Genomic DNA, 25,485 nt, shown 5'->3' on the forward strand with positions numbered 1-25,485 from the left:
AGCAGACTTAATGGAGGTGTCGCTATGTATATCCTGCTGAGCTTTGTGCTGATGATTTTCGCCGTTATCGGCACGACTTATCAGATTGGCAGTTTTGCTATTTATGTATTGCTGGCGCTAGCTTTTATTCTCCTTTCCGCCCATGTCCTCAATCATGTGCCAAAACGTGAAAACATCACGGAGAAATAGGCTGGCTGTTTTCAAGAGGCTGGGAAAAAGGTTGTTTTTTACCTTTTTCCCAGCTTCTTTTTTTATGAAGTCAAATGATTATGAATGTTACTTAACTATGTGTTAAACTGTTTATATGTCACATTTCAACAGAGGTTTATGAATGGAATATGTGGACCCGATCCGAAAGATCGAACAAATCAATCAAATTAAACAGCTATTAAAAGAGCGTTCTTCCCGTGATTATTTACTATTTGTCATCGGGATTAATACAGGACTTCGCATTAACCAGCTGCTTCATCTCACCAGAAAAGATGTGCTGGCCCAAGACAGGATACGTGATTTTCTTATTGTTCCTTCCATCGATGAAGCGATTTATCTGAATACCAATGTTAAGAGAGCAATCGAGTATCATCTCGCTGAAATGAAACGGACGGACGATTATTTATTTGCTTCTGTCAAAACAGGCAAGCCGATTTCAAGGCAGCAGGCGTACCGCATTATTTCTCAGGCGGCTCAGCAAGTAGGCATCCCGGGAAAAATCGGTACCCATACATTGCGGAAAACCTTCGGCTATCATGCTTACCGCCGCGGTATCGCAATCTCCTTTTTACAAAAACGCTTTAAACATAAAACCCGTACAACGACCTTGGACTACATTGGCGTAACATCTGAAGATAACCGACCCCCAGAAATAGACGTCGATTTATAATTCCTCTTTTACACGCAGATAGAGACAGAACAAATAAAGGAGTGGAGACCACTATCATGATGAATCAAGCCTTTTCTATTGATTACTTTATTTTACTGGCCGGACTGTTGCTCGTGGCAGGCGTAATTACTGCCAAATTCTCAACGCGATTAGGAGTTCCCGCGCTCGTTCTTTTCTTGCTCGTCGGTATGCTTGCCGGCAGTGACGGCCTCGGATTTATTTATTTTGATAACCCGACGTACGCCCAGCTGATCGGTATACTCGCCTTAGTCATTATTCTATTTGAAGGGGGCTTGCAGACGAAGTGGTCAACGATAAAACGCGTTGCCGCCCCTTCCTTATCTCTCGCAACAATCGGCGTTATTTTAACTTCTTCCGGCGTAGCCGTTGCCGCTAAATTCATTTTGGATGTATCGTGGCTGGAGGCCTTTCTTTTTGGCGCGATTGTTGGTTCCACCGATGCGGCGGCGGTTTTTGCCGTGCTGAAAGGAAAGAATATTCGCAAACGTCTTGGCTCAACGTTGGAAGCTGAATCAGGAACGAACGATCCAATGGCTGTCTTCCTCACCATTTCCTTTATTGAATTGTTGGTTTCCGATCAGCCGAATTACCTCTTTATGCTCGGTTCCTTCTTTTGGCAAATGGGCTTGGGAATCGTGTTTGGCTTTGCACTTGGAAAAATCGCTTCACTTGCGATCAATCGAATCAACCTCGACTCGAGTGGATTGTATCCGGTGTTTGCTTTAGCTTTTGCTCTTTTAACATACAGTGTTACGGCTCTTATCGGGGCAAGCGGTTTACTTGCCGTTTATATTGCCGCCCTTGTTATCGGAAATTCAGATTTAACTTATCGTCATTCGATTTTCCGCTTTAATGAAGGTTTTGCCTGGATGATGCAAATTTTAATGTTTGTCATCCTCGGTCTCCTTGTTTTTCCAACGCAGCTGTTCGATTGGGATATTATTATTCGCGGAGTTGTTTTATCTTTACTGTTAATGCTTGTCGCCCGGCCAATTGCCGTTTTTCTTTCGACGATTGGAATGGGCTTCTCAGTCAAAGAACGCACCTTCCTTGCCTGGGCCGGCTTACGGGGAGCGGTGCCGATCGTCCTGGCGACGTTTCCGATGATTGCCGGACTTGAGAACAGTCAGCTGTTTTTTAACGTCATCTTTTTCGTCGTCTTAACTTCCGCGCTTATTCAAGGGTCGACGATTTCCTTTTTTGCAGAAAAGCTGCATTTGACCGGCACGCAAAAGCAAACGCCTTTGCATTCGCTTGAGCTTGTCTCAATCGGCAAAGCCAATGCGGAAATCATTGAAATTGAAATTAGCGAGAATAATATAGTCGCGAATCAGTCACTGGCCGAGATCTCCTTTCCGAAGGATGTGCTCGTCAACGCCATTATCCGGCAGGGAGATTTAATTACGCCGGCTGGCGATACCCGTTTGCAGGCTGGCGATATTCTCTACGTGCTTGTCGCCAAGCAGAGCAAGCAGGCAGTAAAAACATTGTTCGCGGACAAAGAGCCGATGCTGGATTAAAAAAGAGGCTGTGCCAAAAGGTTGGTTTTACCTTTTGGCACAGCCTAGTTTTGGCTCAAGCTCTTTTTAGCATTAAGCTTAAGAAAATGCTTTAATGCCGACGACAAAGTGAATAAAAGCAAACACGACAATCATCATCACGATCCCAAAGGCTAAGCCGATAAGAGATTCCTTGATATGAAAGTTGTTATTATTGTTATTCATGACATGTTTCCCCCTTCATTTCGTTTCTATCGCAGAAACAAGGAGGAAATAAACGTACTTTGAAATTTAACCGTCAGCAGCAACGCTTTTGTTTTTATCAGTTGAATCGCGGAGCTGAACCAATCGCCATCCGGCAATACCTGTTGTTCTCCGCTTTGCAACGTTGATTCTTCAATCTTTTTCTTTTTTAGCGGCGGAGACGGGGAGCTCAGATCACAGGAAGGATCAATATCTGCCGTCAAATACAGGAAGGGCAGGTCCTGCTTGTCCGTCACATCTTGAATGGAGGCGGGCAAAGGCGCAAAAAGAGCAGACAGAAGCAGACTAATTACGAGCAATCCTTTTCCGAACATCTTACCTCTTCCCCCTCCCGCAGTTTTTCTTTCATTATAAACAACTTCCCCGAAGCAATCTACCACATTTTCGTGGCAGCTTTTGGTTGGATAAACTCTTCCTCTTCGACACATCCTAAAAACAAAGGAGGGATGACGATGAAAAGAACAGTGACAGAGCAATATGGGAACTCCGCTGACGCTAAAGAGCAGGTGACGATCCAAACCGACGATTCTCTTCCGAACAGAAAAAACATCCCCGGCGATTCCGTCGACGCACATAAAGAACTGGAAAAAGCGAATGCCGCCATCACCGGAGAAGAAATTAAACAGCAGAACGAAAATTTGTAAATTACCCACCTCAAGCCGCCGCTGAAGCTATTTAGTTTGTGAAAGGAGAAATATCGTTTATACGAGACTAGTAAAAAATGGCTAGTCGAAAGGATGTTTCTCATGTTAAATATTGGTTAAAAAGCTCCAGATTTCAAAGTGGATACGGTCTCCACTTTATCAAGCCTGCCGATCCCTGCCACGCTGGAAGGCTATCGCGGAAAATGGCTGATTTTGTTTTTTTATCCGCATGATTTTTCTATCGTTTGTCCGACGGAAATTAAAGTAATGAACAGCTATTTACCTGAATTCGTAAACTTAACACCGAAGTGCTGGCGATTAGCACCCTTTTTTATTGAAGAGAAATGAGATAACGCTTGAAAATGCAGCTTTTTTGTCCGCCGCTGCTGCCGTTTCGGCTTCAACCGCGTTTTCCTCTTTGGCCATCGTCCGATTTTTAATAAAGAAAAGGGCAAACAGACAAGCAAGAGTCGATATTTCCTACTTCTTGCGAAAATCCGCATTTTGATGAATAGACAATCCCCCCTCCTTTAATCCTTAATTTCAATAATTCCAAAAATAAAAGAAGGTGGGATGCTGGAATACCGTGATCATGCCAAAGGTAAGAGGTCTTAAGAATGTGTCCGTTTGCATCCTGTTTTCAAGCTGGATTGAGCACGGTCCATAAAAACAACGACGATTCCATATTGAAGAGAAATCTCGTATGCCAAACAGGCTTTCTTATCGTATAATAATCCTAAGGGCAGATTTGTGCCGAAACTAGTTTAACCTCGGAAGGTGCTTCTTTTTTCATGTGTGTATCGTCTGCTTATTTTTTCTGTGTCTGTCTCACATAAATTGAAACAGAAAACAGGCTCAGGCAAGGAACCTGAGAGCCCTACAAGGAAACCGCAATCGTCGTCATTGTATGATGACGCTATTAAATAAATACCTTTCAAAAAAATAAACTGGGATTTTCGTACGAAAAATGATGCATACTTTTAAAAAAAGCGGGTATCAATCCATATACCCTTATCTAAATACCTATTATTAATGATTCAGTCCTTTGAAGCAGGAAGAAAGGAGACAGTATGATCTCTAACGAGGAAATGATTATTTTTATTAAAGAATTTTATTTATTGTTAAATGAATATCAAAAGTGCGAGGACGAAGCTCTCAAGAAGCAAATTCATAACGACATCTTATTTTTAAGCGAAATTATCGAGCATTAAACAACTTTGAAAAAAAAAAGAGGCTCTTATTTCTTTTTTTATTTGGCAAGTAGTGAAATAATCTGATTTGAAGAAAATAAAGCCCTTTCATAAAAATAGGAACAGATACTTGATTAACCTTTTTCTATCTTACTTTTGGAGGATTCCTAAATATTCTTCCCAAGGACCTACATCCTCCTTGTAGCGTTTCGCCATGACACGGGTCATTTGCGAAATATGGGTTAAGTCATGAACAACCCATGTCGCCAGCAGCTCCCTTAGCTTAACAACTCCAAAAGCCGGATGCCCTCCTTTCTTTTCAAGGGGCAGCCCCGCCTCTACAAGTGCTTTAAGCTTTGCTACATTTTCTCTTCGGCATCTTTTAAATTCAGCTAACTCTTCTTTTATCGACTTTTTTTCTACGTGCAAATGTGAGTAGCGGTCAAATTCCGGAAAGGGCTTATTCTCTCCTTCTGCCAGAATAAACATCAAACGGGGCATCCAATTATTCTTCTCAGCTTCAGTGAGGTGGCGAACCACTTCCGTCACATTCCAGGTTCCTTCCCCCTCATTGCATTGCAGCCAGCCATCCGCCAATCCGTCTAAAAAACACTCTAACGTTCGCGGCGTACGCTCAAGCACTTCCATTGCCTCTTCCAGTGTAAAATTCATCAATCTGCTCCCTTCATGGAAATGTACCCTAACTAAAAGAGATATTGTCTTTGCTGCTTAAAGGGCGAACAACCTCTGTTCCTTGTTATTCATTTTAGCACAACGCAGCCAGACCACACAGTTCTTTCCGTACCTGGCCGTCCAGCTTTCGTCGGCCGGTAAAAACATTTCAAGCCCGAGACAGAGGTTGTTTTACCCATTGTCCCAGGCTTGAAGCTGTGAACGAAAGCGTGGCGCCGGAATAAAGAGGTCGTGAATTAATATCCCCGAACCAGCGAAGGGAGGCTTCATCATTGTTTGAAAAGTGAGCAGAGACTTGATTTCTTTCCTCCGCTCACTTTATGAGCAACGGCGCAGCTGTCTTGTTTCATATTAAAACTTTGCTTTTATCCTCGTCCTTTTTATTTTAGATTCACGGCGACTCTCTTCTTTCCTAGCCGAATCGAATCGCGTTAATATCACAGTTAACCGCCGTAGCGGATGTAACGTTATCAGCCGTCGTGAAAATCACCCGTACATCATACACAATCGAACCCGTTTCTGTTACTGGATCTACAAACGTTACAGCTACCGGAAAACTTTGTGTGCCTGCGGCCGTTAAACTTCGTTGTACCACCCGAGTCTGAACGAGAACATCATTCCGATAGCACCGCACTTCAAACTCCAGGACTGCATCAGCTGTCGTAATCGCCTCAATCGAAAGAGCTGAATCTACTTTGACTGGTTGACCTGCGGTGACATCCATTGCCGGTTGCGTAAGAACTGTCACCTCCGTATCAAGCGGTGGATATACAGCGACAGGACCATCTTCTTCAGCATAGAACAAAGCTGGTTGAATGCCTGTTGGGCCCGGTGGTCCGGTTGGGCCGGTGGCTCCGGTCGAGCCAGTGGCTCCTGTCACTCCGGTTGGGCCGGTGATTCCTGTTGCTCCCGTCACTCCGGTTGCTCCGGTTACTCCAGTGATCCCTGTTGGGCCGGTTGCTCCTGTAACACCAGTGGCGCCAGTTGCCCCGGTGACGCCGGTAGGTCCAGTAGCTCCTGTTGGGCCCGTGGCTCCAGTAGCTCCTGTTACCCCGGTTGGACCTGTCGGACCTGTAGTTCCTGTAGCACCTGTCGGACCTGTAGTTCCTGTAGCACCTGTTGGCCCAGTGGCTCCTGTAATTCCGGTCGCCCCCGTCACTCCGATCGCCCCGGTTGAACCCGTGGCACCTGTCGACCCCATTGGTCCAGTAACGCCGGTGATCCCTGTAGGTCCAGTCACTCCGGGAGCTCCTGTAATACCCGTAGGGCCTGTGGCTCCAGTGATTCCGGTAGCCCCGGTTGGGCCTGTTGCTCCAGTTGGGCCCGTTGCTCCTGTAACACCAGTGGCACCAGTTGACCCCGTGACTCCAGTAGCTCCGGCAGGACCTGTTGCTCCCGTCACTCCGGTTGGACCAGTGACTCCCGTGAGGCCGGGGGCCCCGGTTGGACCGGTCGACCCCGTTGCTCCGGTGACTCCTGTTGGGCCCATGATTCCTGTCGGGCCAGGGGCCCCTGTTGCTCCTGTTGCCCCGGTCGGGCCCGTTACTCCTGTTGGGCCAGGTGCCCCTGTTGCTCCTGTTACCCCTGTGGCTCCTGTTGGGCCAGTGACTCCTGTGAGGCCAGTTGGACCTGTTGGACCTGTTGGACCAGTGACGCCGGTGATCCCTGTAGGTCCAGTCGCTCCGGGGGCTCCTGTAATACCCGTGAGGCCAGTTGAACCGGTTGGACCCGTGGCTCCCGTTGGACCGGTTACTCCGCTGATCCCTGTTGGGCCGGTGGCTCCTGTAATACCCGTAGGACCGGTTGCTCCCGTTGGGCCTGTGATTCCTGTTGCTCCTGTCACTCCGGTTGGACCGGTAGCACCTGTTGGCCCAGTGGCTCCTGTCGCGCCCGTAATTCCGGTAGCCCCCGTCACTCCAGTAGCACCTGCTGGGCCCGTGGCTCCCGTTGGGCCGGTGATTCCTGTTGCTCCTGTCACTCCTGTTGGACCCGTAACACCGGTTGCTCCAGTCGAGCCAGTGGCTCCCGTTGGACCGGGGGCTCCAGTAACGCCCGTAGACCCGGTTGGGCCAGTCGGGCCAGTACTTCCTGTTACTCCAGCAGGACCTGTTGCTCCGGTTGGACCTGTTACTCCTGTAGACCCTGTTGCCCCGGTCGGGCCGGTCGAGCCGGTAGTTCCTGTTACTCCAGCAGGACCTGTTGCTCCGGTCGGGCCTGTAGATCCCGTGGCTCCCGTGATGCCTGTGACTCCCGTTGCTCCTGTCGGGCCTGTTACTCCAGTAATGCCAGTAGCTCCGGTTGGACCGGTTGGGCCGGTAGCGCCAGTTGATCCGGTGGCTCCTGTAATTCCTATTGGACCCGTAATACCGGTTGCTCCGGTCGGGCCAGTGACTCCAGTAGATCCCGTAGGGCCGGTTGCTCCGGCAGGACCGGTTGCTCCAGTGACCCCTGTTGCTCCTGTCACTCCGGTTGCACCGGTCGACCCCGTTGCTCCGGTGACTCCTGTTGGGCCCGTGATTCCTGTCGATCCAGTGACTCCAGTAGCACCTGTTGGGCCAGTAGCACCTGTTGGGCCTGTTGCTCCTGTAATACCAGTAGGGCCTGTTACTCCGGCAGGACCGGTTGCTCCGGTGATTCCGATTGGACCCGTTGCCCCGGTAGCGCCCGTCACTCCTGTTGGACCGGCCGGGCCAGTTGGACCTTGGGTTCCGGAAACAGGTACGCTTATGAGAGAAATATCATCTATAACGATCGGCGCTGTGTTTGTTCCGGATATTTTATTGATAAGAACTAAGGCATAAGCTGTGTCTAAAGGCGCGGACGAACTCGTTGCATAAGCCTGAAACCAATTATTTGTTTCAAGCTCCGGGATGTTGTTGAGAGGTACTGTTGTAACCAAACCATAGTCTAAAAATTGGAAGGATGAATCATAAAAATTGATTGTGACCGTTAAGCCTGGGCCTGGCATCCTGCCTATTTTGCTCACCGAACAAGCAAACTTATAGGTCTGCCCCGGCTCAACTGAAACAAATTGATATAAGAAGGCATTCGCAATCCCTCCTCTTAAAAAAGCGGCAAACCTGCCCGTATGCCTGTATTGAGAAGTGATTATCGTATTTAATGCCTGCCATGGATTCAAAGTCCCTGTCTCAAAACCTCCATTTATAATTTCATTGGTAATCATTTCGTCCCCCACTTAGAATGAGATGCCATATTTTATGTAGAGAACCATGGTTACGCTACTGCATGTACCTACTCTTAAGTGAAAAAATTTTTTCTCCCTTTCCCCTCTTGCACTGCCGATCTCAATTCTGCAAATTGAATTTTCTGATAGTTGCGATTATGATGAAGGAGAGAATGATTACTTAAAAACAGGAGTCCTGACCTTGAAGCTGATTATTCATGATATTGAAACGTTTCTATTAAATGTTTTTATTATTTTTGTCTTTTATTTTGTTTATTTGCGGATCGTTGAAGCTGCACGAAAACAATGGCGCTACTTTACTCATGAGCTTTTAATGACCCTTCTATCGGGGCTGGCGATCATTCTTTGCATGACCTTCCCGATTAAGCTGAATCCAGATCATTTTTTTGATTTGCGTCAAGTGCCATTTATACTTGGAGCTTTATACGGCGGGCGCAGAGTAGCCATTTTTTTATTCCTTATTCTCATTACCTTCCGTTTTACGATGGACGGGGTTGGCGCGTATGGAGCCTTCCTTGTAAACAGCGTATTGCTGCTATGCTTACTGCTGATTATTCCAAAGTTTAAAAATCTGATCAGCGTAAAAAAACGGGTTTACCTTGCTTTATTCACTTCCTGTCTCGGCGTCTGTATTTTAGCGCTAGTCGTGCTGGGGCTTTTTCCCGAGCTGACCGGCTCACGGTATTACAGCTTTCTCATTGCCTTATTTGTTGTGCATATTGTGACAACGACTCTCTTTGTTGTGTTCATTGAAAAAGCACGGCTGGCGATCGCGTTTACTAAAGAGATGCGTAAGCTTGAAAAGCTGAAAACAGTGAGTGAAATCGCCGCAAGTATTTCTCACGAGGTCCGAAATCCGCTGACTGTTACAAAAGGTTTTATTCAATTGTTGCGGGATCCTGACTTAACCGCAGAGAAGAAAGAGCAGTATATCAAGCTTTCATTAGATGAATTGGAAAGAGCTGAACAAACGATCACCGATTATCTCACCTTTGCCAAACCATCCCTTGATAATCTGCAAATTTTAGATGTCAACAAAGAGCTGGCCTATATTCTGCAAGTCGTTACCCCTTATGCCATGATGAACAATGTTCAGATTGAAGTTATTAAAGAAAACGATATTTACATTACCGGAGAAAGCGAAAAGCTCCACCAATGTTTAATCAATATTATTAAAAACGGAATTGAGTCGATTGAAGACAACGGACATATTATCATTACGCTTGAAAATAGAAGCAACAAGGCCGTCATCAGCATCAAGGATTCAGGTATCGGAATGGACGAGCAACAGCTTAAGCGACTTGGAACACCTTTTTATTCAACAAAAGAGAAAGGAACCGGTCTTGGTACAATAGTCGTCTACAGCATTGTGAAGGCCATGCGCGGAGAAATTCATGTCGAAAGCCAACCCGATGAGGCACATGTTTCACCATATCCCTGCCCATCCATCAATAAAAAAGCTCCCCCTGAACCGTTGATAGGCATATTACAAATTTTTCACAGAAACACCGCAAAAGCAGCAGGAAGCGCCGGCACTTCCTGCTGTCTTCCCACCCTTCTTTATCCCCTTCACAAAGAAAATTGTTCGCTCACAGCGATTTCTTCACTCCTTCAATTTACGTTACATATTTTTCAGGAATTAACCAATCCTAAGAATAAAGAAACTTTACTAGGAGGGTGCATGTGATGGCGAGTTTTTTCAGAATCTTTAACGCAATTGTGCTATGGGCTATTGTCATACGTTTTCTCCCGAAGCATTCCTTCAAACGATATTTGCCAGTAACGTTATTTTGTTCAAGTTTGCTGTTAATTCAGGCACTTTTAAACCTGATTTTCAAATGGTGGACTGTAAAAGGCGGCGTGAAATACATGGTATTTGATGCCCTCGCCTTTATATTCGGACCGTTTTTTACGATCAATATGTGGGTGTTTCATTTTACATACGGGAAATTCTCACTATATGCCGTCTGTAATTTAATCATGGATCTTATTTTTGCCTTTCCTTTAAATGCTCTATTTCAAAAAATAGAACATTATAAGTTTAAAAAATTTAACTCTACCATCATTTTCCTTATATTTTATACATTGGCTCTCCTGAATTACGGATTTCAGACCCTCTTTGAACAACCAAATACATCGAAAGGAAGCGATCTTAAATCCAGTGAGTAAGCCTGGATTTTTTTATTTGAGGGCTTTCCGAACGCTTCCATTCCCCTCTTGCATATTCTTGTCGAACGATCAGTTCTTTTGTCAAAATAGTTTAATCGTACTAGGAAATTATATATAATGTAGAAGCTTTTCAACTTTCTTGAGAGGGGATTAAGGATGAAAAAGACGATTTTAGCAGTTCTCAGCTTGTTCTTAGTATTATTGATGATGGCGCCTTCACTGGCCGGCGCCCATCCGGGACGGACAGATGCCAATGGCGGTCATACGTGCCGGACAAACTGTGCAAAGTGGGGCTTGAAAACAGGAGAATATCATTATCATAATGGAGGCGGCAGCAGCAGTAAATCACCGTCATCACCTACATCATCTTCACCTCCGCCAGCCAAGAAGCCTGCACCAGCTCCAAAAAAGCCGGAATATGTAAAGACGGACGTCTATATTAACGGGACAAAACAAAACTTCCAGCAAAGTGCTTATATTAAAGACGGAACTACTCTCGTACCAATGAGACCGATTTTTGAAGCATTAGGCGCAAGTGTCCAGTGGGATAACCGCGCGAAAAAAGTAACGGGAACTAAAGATAAACGAAAAATCACCTTAAGTGTAGGAAACAAAAAAGGGTACATAACAGAAAACGGCGTCACCGGCTCCGTCGATCTGACTCATCCGGCCGAGATCACAAATGGCGCGACAATGGTTCCATTACGTTTTATTAGCGAATCACTTGGCGCCAATGTCAAGTGGGACAGCGCTTCAAAATCCGTCAAGATTACTAAGTAAACTATTCAGGCAGATTGTCTAAAAAGGGCCTGTTTCCCTTTTTAGACAGCCTTCTTTGCCACAGATGAGTCCACAAGCTATTACCTGCTCCATCGTCTTTTTATTTCCTCTTCGATCGCATCCCTTTCAGAATCGTGATAGTAGATGAACCATCGAGAAATTCCTCATATGCTTCGCTCCCTATTTCATATAAAGCGATTTTCCCTTCGTCATCGTAATGAATCCCCCATCCATACTGCTTCACCAATGGAGAAGCTCTGAAACAAGCTTTAGGCTTCTCAAAAAACTGTTCCCTCACTTGCTGCAAATCCCGCTCTCCGATTTGGTTTTTGAGCAAATACGTTTTAAACTGCACATCCGCTTCTGTATATTCGTAAGGATGTTGGCTGATTAACTCATATTCAATTGAGGCAATCGTAGGCTTGTTATTCCGTGGAAGAGGAACAATAGCCGAAGTAACCGTGGCGTCTTCGGAAACGGTAATAAACGTATTGATGTAGCTCATGCATTCCCTCCTGTCTCATAGGTTAAGCCGCTTTCTTCCTTGCACTACTCTAATCCATTAAAATTCCGCCATTGACCTCAATGGTTTCCCCGGTAATATAATCCGCTGAATTTGAGCATAAAAACAAAACAGCTCCCGCACACTCCTCAGGCGCACCCTCCCGCCCTAACGGAATGCCGGCATTAAGCTGCGCCCGCAGCTTCTCTGGGGTAGACAGTTCATGTAGAGGAGTCGTAATGATCCCCGGGGCAATCGCATTGACCAAAATTCGATCCGCGGCGAGCTCCTTTGCCAGACCTTTTGTAAAAGTCGCGATCGCGCCCTTCGTTGAGGCATACCCAACTGAACCTCCCCCGCCCCCGGTTTTTGCCGCTAATGAGGAGACGTTGATGATCTTCCCCTTTCCCCTCTGCTTTAAAAGTGGAATCGCTTTTTTCGAACAGAGAAAAACAGACTTTATATTGACGCTATATAAGAGGTCCCACAGTTCCTCAGGCATCTCCTCGATCGGCGTACGCTGCATCAGAGCCCCGGCATTATTAACGAGGATATCCAATCCTCCATACGCGTCGATTGTTTTTTGAAAAAGCTGATCGACTTCCTCGGCCTTCGATACATCAGCCTTTACGGAAATCGCCTCTCCTCCCGCCTTATGAATGCTCGCTACAACGTCTTCCGCTTCTTTAGCACTTTTCCGATAATTAACCACTACCTTTCCTCCCGCTTCCCCAAAGCCTCTGGCAATAGCGGCTCCAATGCCCGTACTTGCCCCCGTCACTACAATCACCTTTTGATCAAACCGAACGTCCATCATTTATTCCTCCTCTTCATAAAGAAAGCGCATTCATTCCTATTGCTACTATAGCATTACTAGAAAAACAGAATCAATGGCACAGCCGGCTCGGAAGGCACAGCAAAGTTGATATTCGCTCAATCTGCTTCATAAGTTCTCCTTTTGACTTATCATTTGTCTCAATTTTTCAATTTCATATTCCAATTCCTTGATTTTCAATTCATTTTCTACCTTAAAATGTTTCATCGCCCGGTCAATCAAACTCTGAACGATGAGCATGATAATCACGAACAAAACAAGCAATACAAACAGAAACTCCAGCACAAAGATCACCCTTTTCTTTATCTCTCTTACCCCCACTGTACCATATTTATGAAACAAATGAAGCTACGTAAGTAACCTTTAGTGCTAATTGAACTGCTCTTAAAAGTTGATATACTTTTACTGTGTAAGAAAGGTATATTTTTGTTATAATAAGAATAACTTAAAAAAGACCGCTGGTGCGCCAACGCCAACGGTCATGCAATAGAGTCTCCCTTAAGGGACTGGCTCGTGAGTTACTGATAGACCACCCTTAAGGAGCTTATTCTATTGCTCTTTCATTATACCAAAAAACCAGTTGTTTCCTTTTTTGTAATTTTATGTTTCTTACTATAACAGCCGGCGGGCAGAAAGAAGGAATTCTTTCTGCCCGCCGGCTCGTTTTATTCTTTAATCTTAATGTTGTATTCTTTCAGCCAGTAGTCCATCTGAATAAAGTGGGCCAGCAGCTGCGGGCCGGCCATGAGTTGGCCGAAATACGGCTTGCCGGTTGGAAAGCCTCCGGTGTCGGCCATTTCCTGGAGGGCTGCTTTGTTGATAAATTCGAATAGCGGCGCGTCCTTTTGGGCGAGGATTGCTTTCATCTCCTGCTGGACGGCGGCTGTGTATTGGGGGTGATGGGTTTTCGGATATGGACTTTTTTTGCGGTATAGCACATCGTGCGGTAGCAATCCTTCCAATGCTTTGCGGAGGATGCCTTTTTCGCGTCCATCGAGCCGCTTCATTTCCCACGGAATATTCCAAACATATTCAACGAGCCGGTGATCGGAAAAAGGTACGCGTACTTCCAGACTGGCCCCCATACTCATTCTGTCTTTACGATCTAATAGATTTGTCATAAACCAAATAATATTTAAGTATGAGATCTCCCGGCGGCGCGCCTCTTCAGCAGTATCTTCCTCAAATCTCGGTGTTTCCTGGATCGTTTCCTTATAGCGGTCATATACATATTGCTTGACGGCAAGCTTCTTCTTCCATTTCTCATTTAATAGATTTTCCCGATCTTCAATTGAACGCATCCACGGGAAGCCGTCAATGTTCATCACTTCCGGCTTATGGAACCATGGGTAACCGCCAAAGATTTCGTCGGCGCATTCCCCGGAGAGGCCGACTGTGACGTCTTTTTTAATTTCATGACAAAACCAAAGCAAGGAGGAATCAATGTCGGCCATTCCCGGTAAGTCACGAACTAACACAGCCTCCTTCAAGCGATTGGTCAGTTCTTCGATCGAAATCACTTTGTTGACATGGTTCGTGCCAATCGCGTCTGAGACGACTTGCACCCACTGCGCGTCGGAGTTTGGCTGAAAGGCTGAAGCCTTAAAGTATTTGTCATTTTCATCGTAATCAATCGAATAGCTTCGAATCGGTTCCTTTCCTTGCTTCGCATAAACATTGGCGGCTAACGCGGTCAAGGCGCTTGAATCGACTCCGCCTGATAAAAACATGCCGACAGGAACATCAGCAAACAGCTGGCGTTCGACAATATCCTCCAATAATTCGCGAATGTAGACAGCTGTTTCCTCGACATCATGTTCATGCTTTTTGCTTTTCAGCTTCCAGTAACGGCTGATCGTGGCGCCGTTCCGGTCATAAATCAAAGCATGAGCCGGTCTCAGCTCATGAATGTCATCAAAAATGCCGTGGCCCGGGGTTCGCGACGGGGCTAAGCCAATGATATCCGCCAGCCCTTCCGTTTTCACAACCGGATCAATATTCCGATGCGCGAGAAGAGCTTTCAGTTCTGAGGCAAACAGCAGGCATCCGTGGCGGACGGTGTAAAACAACGGTTTCACGCCTAAACGGTCTCTTGCCAAAAATAATGACTGGTCCTCCTCATTCCAAATCGCAAAAGCAAAAATTCCGTTCAGCTTTTCTAAAGACTGGTAGCCCCATTCCATAAATGATGTAAGTAAAACTTCCGTATCAGAGTGCCCGTTGAACGTATGCCCGTGTGCCAGCAGCTCTTTGCGGAGATCCTCTGTATTGTAGAGCTCACCATTGTAGACAATTGTATATGTTTTATTGCGGTACGTCCGGGTCATCGGCTGAACGCCGCCCTCCGGATCAACAACAATCAGTCGAGCATGGCCGAAAGCAGCGTGCGGGGAGGTCCATATATTTTGGTCATCCGGCCCCCGTCGCCCTAATGTTTTCGCCATTTTCGTTATTTCCTTTTCCTCCTTTCGCAAATCATGTCGCCAATCAATCCACCCTGTTATTCCACACATGTATTATCAGCCCCTTTTGGGAAGTTTCTCATTCTGTCTCCACTACTTTATTCACCCCTGCTAGGCTCAATACCCATAAGCTATCCTATTCAGCAGCTTGAATGGATGTGAAATGTCCGCAGTTTCTTCTTTTGCTTGATTGAGCAGCTTGGATCGATTTATGATGGAGAAAGAAAAAGAGGCGAAAGGAAAGGGATTGACGCCAGATGAAGCCGGATAGCGCATTTTTTAAAAAGCAAATACAGGCTGTCGCCAGAACGTATACAAATAGTGAAATGGATTTACCGTTGACGGAAGAGGAAGAGGCACAGCTCCTGCACGGGATGCAACAAAAGCTTGAAGCAGAGCCGGAAATGGAGCTGCACGAGGTGGTGCATGATGTCGTCTATCGTTTTTTTGCTGATCAGGAGGAGTAAATCCCTTCTTTTTTCATTAATCGTTTGACCTTTGCCGTCGGCTCCCAGCATGTAAACGTGTAGGACGGTTTTGTCTCATAGCCGAGACGGACACAGCGGTACGCCATGCCGCCTTTCTCCTTTTTTTCGGCGGCAAAATGAATACAGGTTGCACAACAATGAAAGCGGTTCTTCATCCACGGGCCTCCTTTATTTTTGCCTGAATTGCTTGCCGGCGATCTTCTCGATAAAACCAGGCATCAGCTGGTAGGCGACCGCTCCCCAATTCATCCAGCCCGGCAAATTGCGCTCGCGCTTTGGTTTATCAAGGAGCTGAAGCGTCGCTTTCGCTACTTCCTCCGGCTTCAGAATCCATTTGTCTATTTTGGCGAGATAGCTGCCATGCTCATCAGCACGGGTAAAAAAAGGCGTCTTGATCGGTCCCGGATTGACCGCGCTAACCTTAATATTCGTCTCGCTCAGCTCCAGACGCATCGCATTCGTAAAGCCGAGAACGGCATGTTTGGTGGCTGCGTAGACGCTCGCTTTCGCTGTCGCCAGCTTGCCGGCCTGCGAGGCGATATTGATAATATGACCGCGGTTCGCTTCCAGCATAAAAGGAAGCACTGCCTTCGTGAACGTCATTAATCCGGTCACATTGACGGCAAACATTTCCTCAATCGTTTCAACCGGGGTATCGGTTAATTCAGCAAACTTTCCGAAGCCGGCATTGTTAATCAGGACATCGATTCCGCCGACCTCTTTCATTATATGCGGAATTCGCGTCTCTGTTGTTGACAGGTCACTTACATCAAGAGGGAAAGCATCCGCGCTTCCGCCGAGGGCTTCAACCTCTGCTTTCACTTCATTCAGCCGTTTTTCATTTCTTGCCAGCAGGACAACATGCGCCCCGCGTCTCGCTGCCGCAAGGGCCAGCTCCCGTCCAAGTCCACTTGACGCCCCTGTAATCCAAATCGTTTCTCTCTTCGTCTTCATTGTCGCCTCCTGTTACTTCGTTTAAGTTCATCTTACTGGAAATTGAGTTAGACTGCTATTCAGATCCTTATTTAATGATGAAAGGAATAGATTGTAGTTGACTGACAGCTCGTCTTGCTTTTATAATAAATGATAATATCATGTGGCGTTGAAAGAGATTAGTAAATATTGCTCATGTGAACAGAGAGTGACCTCACCGGCTGCAAGGGTCATCACCGCTGACGATATTGAACCTGCTCCAGAGCCTGTCAGCCCGGCTGTCCAAGTCGGAAAACGCTGGCCGTTCCCCACGATACGGGTGTAAAGTGGACATGAATAATGTCAACAAAGGTGGTACCGCGGATGAAGCTCTTCCGTCCTTTTTCAGGACGAAGGAGCTTTTTTATTTTTCATTTGTTCAAGAATTGAGCTAGAAACGAGGTGAGCAAGATGAGCAGGCAACGTGTCGTCGTGAAGATTGGCAGCAGTTCATTAACGACAAAGGCAGGAGCTCTCAGCCTGAAAAAGGTTTCAATGTTTGTCGAGGCCGTCGCCAAACTGAAGCAGGCCGGCCATGAAGTGGTCGTCATTTCCTCCGGTGCGGTGGCAGCCGGCTTCTCAGCCATCGGCTACCCGACCCGTCCGGTGACAATTGCCGGCAAGCAGGCGGCGGCGGCCGTCGGTCAGGCGCTGTTGATGCAGGCGTATATCGAGCAATTTTCCAAGTATGAGCTTATTCCCGCCCAGCTATTATTAACGCGCGAGGATTTCGCCGATCAATCCCGTTACAGCAACGCCTATTCCACATTAAATGAATTGCTGAAGCGCGGCGCCATTCCGATCATCAATGAAAATGATTCAATTTCAATTGCCGAACTGACCTTCGGGGATAACGACATGCTGTCGGCCCTCGTCAGCGGCATGATCCACGCCAACACGCTTTGTATGCTGACGGATGTCAATGGCTTGTATGATGCCAATCCGAAGCTGGATCCGAACGCTAAGAAAATTCATTATTTGCCGGCATTGACTGATGAGCTGATTGCTCTTGCCGGGGAATCAACCTCCAAGGTCGGGACCGGTGGAATGAAATCAAAGGTCAGTGCGGCGCAAACCGCCCTGTCGCTCGGCGTCAATGTTTTTATCGGCAAATCAGATTCGAGTGACACCTTTCTCGACATTCTTGCCGGTAAAGGAGACGGCACCTATATCGGAACCTTCCTGCACGAGCCGGTCATGCCGACGACTAAACAGTGGATTGCCCTCCATTCACGCTCGATCGCCAAGATTACCGTCGATCAAGGCGCCGAAGCCGCCCTGTTAACGCGCGGCAAGAGCCTTTTGCCCGTAGGCATTACGAACGTAGAAGGGAGCTTTTCCGTCGGCGATGTGATTGAAGTGTACGGGGAAGATGACAAGCTGCTCGGCAAGGGAAAAGCGAGCATGACGGTTCATGAGCTGGAAAAGTTCCGGGCGGAGTGTCAAAAGGATAAAGAAAGTCGATACAAGCATCCAGTCGTCATTCACCGTGATGAGTGGGTACCGTTAAAAAAGGAGATGATGAAGCGATGAGTGAACTTCTTACAAAAGCAAAAGCAGCAAAAGAATGCGCGCGTACATTAAGTCAAAAAACAACCGAACAAAAAAATCAGGCATTGCTCGTAATGGCTGAACAGCTGCTTGCCGAAAAGGATTATTTACTGGAAGAAAATGCCAAGGATCTTGAAACAGCACGGGCTAACGGAACGAGTGCGAGCTTACTTGATCGCCTTACCTTGACAGCGCAGCGTCTTGATGAGATGGCGACTGGGCTGAAACAGGTCGTGGAGCTTCCTGATCCAATTGGCGAAAGCCTGAGTACCCACACGCGGCCGAATGGCTTGCACATTGAAAAAGTCCGGGTGCCACTCGGTGTCATCGGCATGATTTACGAGGCTCGTCCAAATGTGACTGTTGATGCGTCAAGCCTTTGCTTAAAAACCGGCAACGCCGTCCTCCTGCGGGGAAGCTCTTCGGCGATTCACTCCAATATCGCGCTCGTTGCCGTGCTGCAGCGCGCTTTAGAAAAAGCCGGTCTTCCAATTGAGGCGATCCAGCTTCTTGAAGATACGAGCCGTGAAACAGCGTCAGAGATGTTTACTTTAAATGAGTATTTGGATGTGCTTATCCCGCGTGGAGGGGCGTCATTAATCCAGTCTGTTATTAAAAACGCCTCTGTCCCTGTGCTGGAAACAGGAACCGGCAATTGCCATCTGTTTATCGACCGCAGCGCCCGGCCGGAAATGGCGATTTCCGTTGCCGTCAATGCGAAAACGCAAAGACCGTCCGTTTGTAATGCGATTGAGACCATTTTAGTTGAAAAGCAGTGGGCAGCTGAGCATGGAAAAGAGCTGCTCGAAGCACTCTTTGAGAAAAACGTCACGATTGCCGGCGACAAACAGGCTCAGGCCTTTGACAGCCGGATCACCCCTGCCAGTGAAGAGGATTGGGAAACCGAATTTAACGATTTGAATGTCGCCTTGAAGATTGTCAACAGCTGCGAGGAAGCGATTGCCCATATTTATCAGTATGGGACGAAGCACTCCGAAGCGATCATTAGTGAGGATGCGACCAACGTTGCCCTCTTCCTTAATGAAGTCGACGCGGCGGCCGTTTACCATAACGCCTCCACCCGCTTTACCGATGGTTTCGAGTTCGGTTTCGGAGCCGAAATCGGGATCAGCACCCAGAAATTACATGCCCGCGGTCCAATGGGACTTGAAGCGCTGACGTCAACGAAGTATCTTGTTCGCGGGAATGGTCAGGTGAAAGGCTAGGTGACAGACATGCTCGAACAAAAAACGATCACATTTCTTGGCGCCGGTTCGATGGCAGAGGCGATTCTTGGCGGCCTGATCAACAAACAAATCGTCAAGCCTGAGCAAATTATTGTCACAAACTTGCAGGATCAGCAAAAGCTTACCCGGCTCGCCGGCACTTACGACGTAAACACAACATCCAACCGAATGGAAGCCGTCAGACGCGCCGACATTATTATTTTGGCGATGAAGCCGAAGCATGTGAAAGAAGCGCTTGAAGAGGTTCAAACGGTGACTCGCCCGGATCAACTGTTCGTCTCCGTACTCGCCGGGATTCCGACAGACTATATGGAAAGCCTGCTGAAAGGAAAAGCCAGTGTGATCCGCACAATGCCAAATACGTCAGCGAAGGTCGGCGCATCGGCTACCGCGATTAGCAAAGGCGCCTACGCGAATGACGAGCAGCTTCAAGTGGTCGAGGCTTTATTTGCGGCGATTGGCACGGTCACCGTCGTCGAGGAGGAGAAGCTCGATGCTGTAACCGGTCTTGCCGGAAGTGGCCCTGCCTACTTCTATTATCTGATTGAAGCAATGGAAAAAGCGGCGGTCGACAACGGACTAACAAAGGAAGAAGCGTCCGCGTTGATTACCCAGACCGTTATCGGAGTCGGCCAACGTCTGCAAAAAACGGAAAAATCCGCCAAGGAACTTTATGAAGAAGTGATGAGCCCGAATGGGACGACAGAAGCCGGAATCGGAGTTTTGCGTGAATATCATATGCAGGACGTGATGGAAAAAGCAATTGCCCAAGCGATTGCCCGTTCCAAGGAATTAGGCGTCGTCTTTCATAATTAAAGAGGCGTGGGACAAAAGGTGTTTTTTTACCTTTTGCCTGAGCGGAACCGCAAGATCTTTTAAAGCCCGTTGTGAGGAAGCTGCTGACAACGGGCTTGTGGCATGTGAAGCGATTGCCAGTAGGTCCAAAGCTAGTTTTGTCTCAAGCTCTTTTCTTTACTGAGCTGTATCAAGGAGCATCTCAACAATCAGATCGATTTGACCCTTGACCGCAATCGGATCATAGCGGTAAAACGTATCAAAATCGTTATAAAATAACGTCTCATTTTGGACGGCATCAAGACTGTTCCAGACGGCCGAGTTTTGCAGCTCAGCAAGCGCCTCGCCTTTTTTCTCCGGATCATACGTTGTTAAAAACATATAATCGGCTGCATACTCCGGTAAAACTTCAAGCGAAATCTGTCCCGTCCCGCTCTCTTCGACTTCCGCTTTGATTTTCTCCTGCATCTTCAACCCTAACGCATAATAGACGGCTTGACCCGCTCGTCCCGCATTCTCGCCAAATATCCACAAGTCGCCTTTATCCGTCAGCTCATAAAGGCCAAATGTCGCATCTTCCTCAATGACACCCGCCAAACGCTCACGACCTTCTGCCGCGGCTTGTTCAAATTCTTCGAGGAACTGCTCCCCCTGCTCCGGGTCGCCGACCACATCGGCGAACAGCTTGACTGTCTCTTCGATATTGGTCGCCGTGCCATACGGGATATGAATCGTCGGCGCGATTTTTGCTAACTCCTCATAGTTATCATCATACATGACGACAATGAGATCAGGCTGTAATTCCAACGTTTTTTCTGGATTTACCGGATAGCCGACTTCCACAGCTTCCGTTAAATAGTCTGTCAAAAAAGGATTATCAAATGTCGACGGCTCCACCCCAACAACATTTCCACCAACGGCAAGAAGCTCCCCTCCGTAATAATCTGTGACAATTCGTTGCGGCGCGCTCGGGATCTCCACCGGGCCTTTTACCGTTTCAAAGCTGCGCATCCCGCTGTCAGCAGCCGGGCCTTCTACTTCCTCCCCAGCCCCGGCCTGAGGCTGTTCCATCTCTTCATTGCCGCAAGCCACAACGAGCATGGCCAGCAGCAGGAATAAAGCAAGCTGTATGATACGCTTCATTCTCCTGACTCCTCCTCCAATAAACGATAATGGTTATCATTATCACCAATTGTAGCAATCTCTCTACGGATTCGTCAATCCTAAAAAAATTCGCGGGATTGCAACACTCGCGGAGAAGAAAAGGTTTTTCCTTCGCGCAATATCTTGTAGAATAAGAACTAGCTTAACGGAGGAGGAGTTTAATCATCCCATGAGTGAATTATCGTCATCACCTTTCATTAGAACGATTCAGCAAATCGTTCACCATCGCTTCTTTACAGGAACGATTATTACGTTAATTATGATTAATGCGATTATCGTCGGGTTGGAAACATATCCGGCTTTATACGGCCAATATAAAGAGCTGTTTTTTGCCATTGATTATGTTTTATTATGGATTTTTACGATCGAAATCCTCATGCGTTTGCTGGCGGCCAGACCGACTTCCTCCTTTTTCAAAAACAGCTGGAATTGGTTTGATCTGATCATCGTCGCCTCCAGCCACATTTTTATCGGTGCCCACTTCATTACGGTGCTGCGGATTCTCCGCGTCCTCCGGGTGCTCCGGGCGATTTCCGTCATCCCGTCACTGCGCCGGTTGGTCGATGCTTTGCTGCTGACGATTCCGTCTCTCGGGAACATTATGATTCTGATGGGAATTATTTTCTATATTTTTGCCGTGATGGGAACGATGCTCTTTGCTTCGATCGCTCCAGAGTATTTCGGCAATCTTCAGCTGTCGCTGTTAACGCTCTTTCAGGTCGTAACGCTTGAATCGTGGGCCAGCGGCGTCATGCGGCCAATTTTTGCGGAAGCATGGTGGTCATGGATTTACTTTGTCCTCTTTATCCTTGTCGGGACGTTTGTCATCTTCAACCTCTTTATCGGGGTGATTGTCAACAATGTCGAAAAAGCAAACGAAGAAGAAAAAAATGCAGAAACAAGCAGCGAACTGACAGCCCTCCGCCAGGAAGTCGCCGAATTAAAAACAATGCTGCAAGCATTAACGAAGGAGAAGAGAAAGTAGAAGAGGCTGTGTCGAACGACACAGCCTTAAAGCAACGAGTGGAGTCTGCGCAAGGGTTTTAAAGCTAGAAGGAAAGCGGGTTTCTTTCCTTCTAGCTGCGCGCAGTACGGAACCGTTGCCATCCTTGAGTTTGCCTCATTAAGAGGGTGTCCTGAAGGACATCCTCTTATTGCACCGTCTCCCCTGCTCCGGCGAAGAATTCTTCGTAGAGGGCGCGTACGGCACGGTCGGCATCCTCCTGATGGACGCCCAGCACGAGGCTGACTTCGGAGGAGCCTTGGTTGATCATCTCAATGTTGACGTTTGCCCGTGCCAACGCTGCTGTTGCCCGGGCGGAGACACCGACGGTATTATGCATTCCTTCCCCGACGATCATCACCATCGCAAAATCCTTCTCGACATACACATCATCGACACAAAGCTCTTCGCGAATCCGCTTGATGATGCGCGCTTCCATTTCAGGTGTCAACTGATTCTGACGGAGGATAACGGACGTATCATCAATCCCGGAAGGAATATGCTCATAGGACAGACATTCATCCTCCAAAATTTGCAGCAGCTTGCGGCCAAAGCCGACTTCCCGGTTCATCAGATACTTGCGGACATAAATCGTGGAGAAGCCTTCATCGGCCGCGATGCCGATCACCGGATTCAAAAAGTATTCCCGCTCTGAAATAATCATCGTACCGGACGAAGCTGGATTATTCGTATTTTTCACACATACCGGAATCCGTTTGCGGAAGGCTGGAATGAGCGCCTCATCATGAAAGACGGAAAATCCGGCATAGGACAGCTCGCGCATTTCACGATAGGTCATCCGCTTAATTTTGACTGGATTGGCGACAACATTCGGATTGGCTGCGAACACCGAATCTACATCGGTGAAATTTTCATAAAGCTCAGCCTCCACTCCCGCTGCAAGAATCGAGCCGGTAATGTCCGAACCGCCGCGCGGAAATGTGACCAGCTTCCCTTCCTTCGAGTAACCGAAAAAGCCGGGAAATACAATGATTTCTTTCGTATCAGCCAGCTTCGACAGATGGTCGAATGCTTCCGGCAACACCTGGGCATTGCCCGGCTCGTCACTGACATATAAGCCGGCATCCTGCGGATTTAAATAAACCGCATTCAGACCGAGACTTTGAAAATAATTGGCGATCAATTTCGCATTATTGTCTTCTCCGCTCGCCTTAATTAAATCGATAAACGATTCCGGCTGATTCCGATCAAATTCTAGCCGTTTTCTTAAATCAGCTTCGATTGTCGCTACAATATCATCGCCCAATCCTAGTCCTGTCGCAATGTCCGAATAGCGAGCCACGACAGCCTCCAGCGCATTTTCCGTATCCCCTTGGCTTAAAGCCTCCTCAGCAAGACGAATAAGCAGATCCGTTACCTTTGTATCAGCACTGCTCCGCTTTCCTGGAGCTGAAACGACGACAATTTTCCGCTCTTTATCAGCAGCAACGATATCGGCTACTTTCTTTATTTGCTCCGCGCTCGCAACAGAGGTACCCCCAAATTTTGCTACTTTCATGTTTGCTCTCCAGCTCCTTATTTCAACATTTCTCTCTACTATCAGTTATTAGAACATTCCAACTATACCATATGTAGATTATCCCGAAAAGCCCCACATAACCGATTTTTGCAAGAGATCCAATGCTCACTGGGCATGAGTGGGGATGACATCTTTCTTCCATACGATTAGCTCTTCTGGGTGGAGGATACGTAGCCATCTCTACTGAAAGATTGCAATCAAAAACGGCTTTCGTTCAGTTGCCAGCTCCTGATCCGTACAGCTTGATTCGCTAAGATAGGATAAGTGCCGGGCTTGAGCGAGCGTTGTTTCTTCCAGATTATTGGTCAAATCAGCTTGATCAAAACAAGCAGGGGCGCTGTATACCTTTTTTGTATGATCAATGACAACCCTTGCATCCTCTGGCGGACCGACAGATATTGGAATCACAAAACCGAGAATGAGCAACACAACAGCTCCACCTATTAACATGATTGTCCCTTTTTTCATAGTAAACCTACTTTCTTGTCTCTTTTTCCCTTTGTAGTGTAATATGGAGGAAGCGTCAATGCAATACTATTGACTTACTTAGCCGTCTTTCTTACTATTTGAATATTGGGTAGAAAAAAAGCGAGGAACCATAAGCTAGGTCTAGATAGAAAACATGAATTTTCAGGAGTGATGAGTAGATGAAACGTTCGTTACCACCAAAGGCTGAGCGTCATCGTCACTTTGGTTCTGTCGATCCGATTGTCGGCAGCAAACCAACGGACAAAGAGAAGATGCCAGACCTTCAAAATAAACCAGATGATTTTTATTTTCCGATTCAACAAGTTGGCATTTCCAACGTTAAATACCCAGTGATGATTGAAGCGGAGCTTGCGCCGACGACGCAAACCACAACAGCGGAGTTCGCGATGACAACAAGCCTCGAGCAGGACTTTAAAGGAATTAATATGAGCCGTTTAACCGAACAGCTCCATCTCTTTTTCCAAACTCACCTGCTATCAGTTGAAACGCTGCGTGAATTTACAGCGATTTTGGCGAAGGAAATGAAACAGACGAGTTCGAACGTTCGCGTAACGTTTCCGTGGTTCTTTACGAAATCAAGTCCCGCCCTGCAAAAGGAAGGGATGGCTCACGCCGACGTGACATACGATGTCACCTATGACGAAAAAGAAGGCTATCAATCGAAGATCACCTTAACCGCCGCTGTCACGACGCTCTGCCCGTGCTCGAAGGAGATCAGCGAGTACAGTGCACATAATCAGCGTGGTTTTGTCACGATGACAGTGACGGTGGATGAGACATTTGATGCTGACTGGAAGAAGGTTTTATTAGAAGCGGCGGAAACAAATGCCAGCTCGATTCTCTATCCAGTGCTGAAGCGTCCTGATGAAAAGGCCGTAACCGAGCACGCTTATGAAAACCCGCGCTTTGTCGAAGATTTGGCCCGCCTTGTCGCTGCCGACCTTTATGAGCATGAGGCGGTGCAAGCTTTTGAAATCGAATGCCGCAATGAAGAATCAATCCATCAGCATGACGCGATTGCCCGCTTATCGTTTGCGAAATAACACTTCTCGATAGAAGTGGTGCGAGTAAATGAAATGAAGGGGGTGGGAA

At 47.2% G+C, this 25,485-nt stretch carries 27 protein-coding genes and 1 pseudogene; 15 read left to right on the forward strand and 13 right to left on the reverse strand.

Going from position 1 to position 25,485, the window contains the following annotated elements; translation table 11 throughout:
- Positions 1-24 precede the first annotated feature (24 nt).
- From M3202_RS12310 to M3202_RS12320, 3 genes are all read left to right on the forward strand, one after another.
- A complete protein-coding gene (locus M3202_RS12310) occupies positions 25-189 on the forward strand; it encodes a hypothetical protein (RefSeq protein ID WP_251223630.1) in 165 nt (54 codons plus the stop codon).
- Between the two features lie 142 nt (positions 190-331).
- Positions 332-880, forward strand: coding sequence for a tyrosine-type recombinase/integrase (locus M3202_RS12315; protein WP_251223631.1), 549 nt, complete (start codon positions 332-334; stop codon positions 878-880).
- 56 nt (positions 881-936) lie between these two features.
- Entirely contained in the window at positions 937-2,421 is a 1,485-nt protein-coding gene (locus tag M3202_RS12320; RefSeq protein WP_251223632.1) for a potassium/proton antiporter, read from the forward strand.
- Positions 2,422-2,499: 78 nt separating this feature from the next.
- Here the strand turns inward: M3202_RS12320 and M3202_RS22385 are convergent, their stop codons facing one another.
- Both M3202_RS22385 and M3202_RS12325 read right to left on the reverse strand, forming a co-directional pair.
- Positions 2,500-2,625, reverse strand: coding sequence for a hypothetical protein (locus M3202_RS22385; protein ID WP_285890446.1), 126 nt, complete (start codon positions 2,623-2,625; stop codon positions 2,500-2,502).
- 26 nt (positions 2,626-2,651) lie between these two features.
- Positions 2,652-2,978 (reverse strand): hypothetical protein, encoded by a 327-nt coding sequence (locus tag M3202_RS12325; RefSeq protein ID WP_251223633.1) that lies wholly within the window; start codon positions 2,976-2,978, stop codon positions 2,652-2,654.
- 138 nt (positions 2,979-3,116) lie between these two features.
- Between M3202_RS12325 and M3202_RS12330 the strand changes: the two genes are divergently transcribed.
- The 3 genes and pseudogenes from M3202_RS12330 (at position 3,117) to M3202_RS12335 (ending at position 4,519) form a co-directional block, all read left to right on the forward strand.
- Positions 3,117-3,308, forward strand: a complete 192-nt coding sequence (locus M3202_RS12330) for a hypothetical protein (protein WP_251223634.1) — start codon at positions 3,117-3,119, stop codon at positions 3,306-3,308.
- Positions 3,309-3,440: 132 nt separating this feature from the next.
- Positions 3,441-3,656 (forward strand): annotated as a pseudogene (locus tag M3202_RS22705) (redoxin domain-containing protein); the annotation flags it as partial.
- Between the two features lie 722 nt (positions 3,657-4,378).
- Positions 4,379-4,519 (forward strand): hypothetical protein, encoded by a 141-nt coding sequence (locus tag M3202_RS12335; RefSeq protein WP_251223635.1) that lies wholly within the window; start codon positions 4,379-4,381, stop codon positions 4,517-4,519.
- A gap of 129 nt (positions 4,520-4,648) precedes the next feature.
- Here M3202_RS12335 and M3202_RS12340 read toward each other — a convergent pair whose 3' ends face one another.
- Together M3202_RS12340 and M3202_RS12345 are read right to left on the reverse strand one after the other, a co-directional pair.
- Positions 4,649-5,170, reverse strand: a complete 522-nt coding sequence (locus M3202_RS12340) for a DinB family protein (protein WP_251223636.1) — start codon at positions 5,168-5,170, stop codon at positions 4,649-4,651.
- Between the two features lie 433 nt (positions 5,171-5,603).
- Complete coding sequence (locus tag M3202_RS12345; protein ID WP_251223637.1) at positions 5,604-8,375, reverse strand: NTTRR-F1 domain; 2,772 nt, start codon at positions 8,373-8,375, stop codon at positions 5,604-5,606.
- A 202-nt stretch (positions 8,376-8,577) separates the two neighbouring features.
- Here M3202_RS12345 and M3202_RS12350 point away from each other — a divergent pair, with 202 nt between their 5' ends.
- From M3202_RS12350 to M3202_RS12360, 3 genes are all read left to right on the forward strand, one after another.
- Positions 8,578-10,083 (forward strand): ATP-binding protein, encoded by a 1,506-nt coding sequence (locus tag M3202_RS12350; protein ID WP_251223638.1) that lies wholly within the window; start codon positions 8,578-8,580, stop codon positions 10,081-10,083.
- Positions 10,083-10,565: a hypothetical protein gene (locus M3202_RS12355; protein WP_251223707.1), complete on the forward strand. Its 483-nt coding sequence runs from the start codon at positions 10,083-10,085 to the stop codon at positions 10,563-10,565. The genes M3202_RS12350 and M3202_RS12355 overlap by 1 nt, the downstream gene beginning before the upstream one ends.
- A 156-nt stretch (positions 10,566-10,721) precedes the next feature.
- Positions 10,722-11,345: a copper amine oxidase N-terminal domain-containing protein gene (locus M3202_RS12360; RefSeq protein ID WP_251223639.1), complete on the forward strand. Its 624-nt coding sequence runs from the start codon at positions 10,722-10,724 to the stop codon at positions 11,343-11,345.
- A 100-nt stretch (positions 11,346-11,445) separates the two neighbouring features.
- Here the strand turns inward: M3202_RS12360 and M3202_RS12365 are convergent, their stop codons facing one another.
- The 4 genes from M3202_RS12365 to asnB all read right to left on the reverse strand — a co-directional run bounded on the left by M3202_RS12365 (position 11,446) and on the right by asnB (position 15,195).
- Entirely contained in the window at positions 11,446-11,850 is a 405-nt protein-coding gene (locus M3202_RS12365; protein ID WP_251223640.1) for a DUF6157 family protein, read from the reverse strand.
- Between the two features lie 49 nt (positions 11,851-11,899).
- Positions 11,900-12,661 (reverse strand): SDR family NAD(P)-dependent oxidoreductase, encoded by a 762-nt coding sequence (locus tag M3202_RS12370; protein WP_251223641.1) that lies wholly within the window; start codon positions 12,659-12,661, stop codon positions 11,900-11,902.
- A gap of 129 nt (positions 12,662-12,790) precedes the next feature.
- Entirely contained in the window at positions 12,791-12,967 is a 177-nt protein-coding gene (locus M3202_RS12375; RefSeq protein ID WP_251223642.1) for a hypothetical protein, read from the reverse strand.
- A 380-nt stretch (positions 12,968-13,347) separates the two neighbouring features.
- Positions 13,348-15,195: an asparagine synthase (glutamine-hydrolyzing) gene (asnB, locus tag M3202_RS12380; RefSeq protein ID WP_251223643.1), complete on the reverse strand. Its 1,848-nt coding sequence runs from the start codon at positions 15,193-15,195 to the stop codon at positions 13,348-13,350.
- A gap of 206 nt (positions 15,196-15,401) precedes the next feature.
- Here asnB and M3202_RS12385 point away from each other — a divergent pair, with 206 nt between their 5' ends.
- Positions 15,402-15,611 (forward strand): YqzH family protein, encoded by a 210-nt coding sequence (locus M3202_RS12385; RefSeq protein ID WP_251223644.1) that lies wholly within the window; start codon positions 15,402-15,404, stop codon positions 15,609-15,611.
- Here the strand turns inward: M3202_RS12385 and M3202_RS12390 are convergent.
- Both M3202_RS12390 and M3202_RS12395 read right to left on the reverse strand, forming a co-directional pair.
- Positions 15,599-15,787, reverse strand: coding sequence for a hypothetical protein (locus tag M3202_RS12390; RefSeq protein WP_251223645.1), 189 nt, complete (start codon positions 15,785-15,787; stop codon positions 15,599-15,601). The genes M3202_RS12385 and M3202_RS12390 overlap by 13 nt on opposite strands.
- 13 nt (positions 15,788-15,800) lie before the next feature.
- Positions 15,801-16,586 (reverse strand): SDR family NAD(P)-dependent oxidoreductase, encoded by a 786-nt coding sequence (locus M3202_RS12395; RefSeq protein WP_251223646.1) that lies wholly within the window; start codon positions 16,584-16,586, stop codon positions 15,801-15,803.
- 429 nt (positions 16,587-17,015) lie between these two features.
- On the opposite strand from M3202_RS12395, the gene proB reads away from it, so the two are divergent.
- The 3 genes from proB to proC are packed head-to-tail and all read left to right on the forward strand — an operon-like array spanning position 17,016 to position 20,218.
- Complete coding sequence (gene proB, locus M3202_RS12400; protein ID WP_251223647.1) at positions 17,016-18,137, forward strand: glutamate 5-kinase; 1,122 nt, start codon at positions 17,016-17,018, stop codon at positions 18,135-18,137.
- Positions 18,134-19,381 (forward strand): glutamate-5-semialdehyde dehydrogenase, encoded by a 1,248-nt coding sequence (locus M3202_RS12405; RefSeq protein WP_251223648.1) that lies wholly within the window; start codon positions 18,134-18,136, stop codon positions 19,379-19,381. Before proB ends, M3202_RS12405 begins: the two co-directional genes overlap by 4 nt.
- Before the next feature lie 9 nt (positions 19,382-19,390).
- Positions 19,391-20,218 carry a pyrroline-5-carboxylate reductase gene (gene proC / locus M3202_RS12410; protein ID WP_251223649.1) on the forward strand — a complete coding sequence of 276 codons (828 nt, stop codon included), beginning with the start codon at positions 19,391-19,393 and terminating at the stop codon, positions 20,216-20,218.
- 156 nt (positions 20,219-20,374) lie between these two features.
- Here the strand turns inward: proC and M3202_RS12415 are convergent, their stop codons facing one another.
- Positions 20,375-21,340, reverse strand: a complete 966-nt coding sequence (locus M3202_RS12415) for an ABC transporter substrate-binding protein (protein ID WP_251223650.1) — start codon at positions 21,338-21,340, stop codon at positions 20,375-20,377.
- A 190-nt stretch (positions 21,341-21,530) separates the two neighbouring features.
- On the opposite strand from M3202_RS12415, the gene M3202_RS12420 reads away from it, so the two are divergent.
- Positions 21,531-22,346: an ion transporter gene (locus tag M3202_RS12420; RefSeq protein ID WP_251223651.1), complete on the forward strand. Its 816-nt coding sequence runs from the start codon at positions 21,531-21,533 to the stop codon at positions 22,344-22,346.
- A gap of 166 nt (positions 22,347-22,512) precedes the next feature.
- Here M3202_RS12420 and M3202_RS12425 read toward each other — a convergent pair whose 3' ends face one another.
- Positions 22,513-23,883 (reverse strand): aspartate kinase, encoded by a 1,371-nt coding sequence (locus tag M3202_RS12425; RefSeq protein WP_251223652.1) that lies wholly within the window; start codon positions 23,881-23,883, stop codon positions 22,513-22,515.
- 201 nt (positions 23,884-24,084) lie between these two features.
- Positions 24,085-24,372, reverse strand: coding sequence for a hypothetical protein (locus M3202_RS12430; RefSeq protein WP_251223653.1), 288 nt, complete (start codon positions 24,370-24,372; stop codon positions 24,085-24,087).
- 179 nt (positions 24,373-24,551) lie between these two features.
- On the opposite strand from M3202_RS12430, the gene folE2 reads away from it, so the two are divergent.
- Positions 24,552-25,436 carry a GTP cyclohydrolase FolE2 gene (folE2, locus tag M3202_RS12435; RefSeq protein ID WP_251223654.1) on the forward strand — a complete coding sequence of 295 codons (885 nt, stop codon included), beginning with the start codon at positions 24,552-24,554 and terminating at the stop codon, positions 25,434-25,436.
- Positions 25,437-25,485 lie beyond the last annotated feature (49 nt).

Origin of the sequence: Halalkalibacter oceani (assembly GCF_023715605.1) — a bacterium.
GTDB lineage: Bacteria > Bacillota > Bacilli > Bacillales > Bacillaceae_D > Halalkalibacter > Halalkalibacter oceani.

Coding starts and splice junctions, on each gene's coding strand:
- M3202_RS12325 (WP_251223633.1), bottom strand. CDS start 2,978: ATGTTCGGAAAAGGATTGCTCGTAATTAGTCTGCTTCTGTCTGCTCTT.
- M3202_RS12385 (WP_251223644.1), top strand. CDS start 15,402: ATGAAGCCGGATAGCGCATTTTTTAAAAAGCAAATACAGGCTGTCGCC.
- M3202_RS12405 (WP_251223648.1), top strand. CDS start 18,134: ATGAGTGAACTTCTTACAAAAGCAAAAGCAGCAAAAGAATGCGCGCGT.
- asnB (WP_251223643.1), bottom strand. CDS start 15,195: ATGTGTGGAATAACAGGGTGGATTGATTGGCGACATGATTTGCGAAAG.
- M3202_RS12425 (WP_251223652.1), bottom strand. CDS start 23,883: ATGAAAGTAGCAAAATTTGGGGGTACCTCTGTTGCGAGCGCGGAGCAA.
- M3202_RS12345 (WP_251223637.1), bottom strand. CDS start 8,375: ATGATTACCAATGAAATTATAAATGGAGGTTTTGAGACAGGGACTTTG.
- M3202_RS12315 (WP_251223631.1), top strand. CDS start 332: ATGGAATATGTGGACCCGATCCGAAAGATCGAACAAATCAATCAAATT.
- M3202_RS12310 (WP_251223630.1), top strand. CDS start 25: ATGTATATCCTGCTGAGCTTTGTGCTGATGATTTTCGCCGTTATCGGC.
- folE2 (WP_251223654.1), top strand. CDS start 24,552: ATGAAACGTTCGTTACCACCAAAGGCTGAGCGTCATCGTCACTTTGGT.
- proB (WP_251223647.1), top strand. CDS start 17,016: ATGAGCAGGCAACGTGTCGTCGTGAAGATTGGCAGCAGTTCATTAACG.
- M3202_RS12415 (WP_251223650.1), bottom strand. CDS start 21,340: ATGAAGCGTATCATACAGCTTGCTTTATTCCTGCTGCTGGCCATGCTC.
- M3202_RS12395 (WP_251223646.1), bottom strand. CDS start 16,586: ATGAAGACGAAGAGAGAAACGATTTGGATTACAGGGGCGTCAAGTGGA.
- M3202_RS12355 (WP_251223707.1), top strand. CDS start 10,083: ATGGCGAGTTTTTTCAGAATCTTTAACGCAATTGTGCTATGGGCTATT.
- M3202_RS12330 (WP_251223634.1), top strand. CDS start 3,117: ATGAAAAGAACAGTGACAGAGCAATATGGGAACTCCGCTGACGCTAAA.
- proC (WP_251223649.1), top strand. CDS start 19,391: ATGCTCGAACAAAAAACGATCACATTTCTTGGCGCCGGTTCGATGGCA.
- M3202_RS12365 (WP_251223640.1), bottom strand. CDS start 11,850: ATGAGCTACATCAATACGTTTATTACCGTTTCCGAAGACGCCACGGTT.
- M3202_RS22385 (WP_285890446.1), bottom strand. CDS start 2,625: ATGAATAACAATAATAACAACTTTCATATCAAGGAATCTCTTATCGGC.
- M3202_RS12335 (WP_251223635.1), top strand. CDS start 4,379: ATGATCTCTAACGAGGAAATGATTATTTTTATTAAAGAATTTTATTTA.
- M3202_RS12390 (WP_251223645.1), bottom strand. CDS start 15,787: ATGAAGAACCGCTTTCATTGTTGTGCAACCTGTATTCATTTTGCCGCC.
- M3202_RS12420 (WP_251223651.1), top strand. CDS start 21,531: ATGAGTGAATTATCGTCATCACCTTTCATTAGAACGATTCAGCAAATC.
- M3202_RS12370 (WP_251223641.1), bottom strand. CDS start 12,661: ATGGACGTTCGGTTTGATCAAAAGGTGATTGTAGTGACGGGGGCAAGT.
- M3202_RS12320 (WP_251223632.1), top strand. CDS start 937: ATGATGAATCAAGCCTTTTCTATTGATTACTTTATTTTACTGGCCGGA.
- M3202_RS12340 (WP_251223636.1), bottom strand. CDS start 5,170: ATGAATTTTACACTGGAAGAGGCAATGGAAGTGCTTGAGCGTACGCCG.
- M3202_RS12430 (WP_251223653.1), bottom strand. CDS start 24,372: ATGAAAAAAGGGACAATCATGTTAATAGGTGGAGCTGTTGTGTTGCTC.
- M3202_RS12360 (WP_251223639.1), top strand. CDS start 10,722: ATGAAAAAGACGATTTTAGCAGTTCTCAGCTTGTTCTTAGTATTATTG.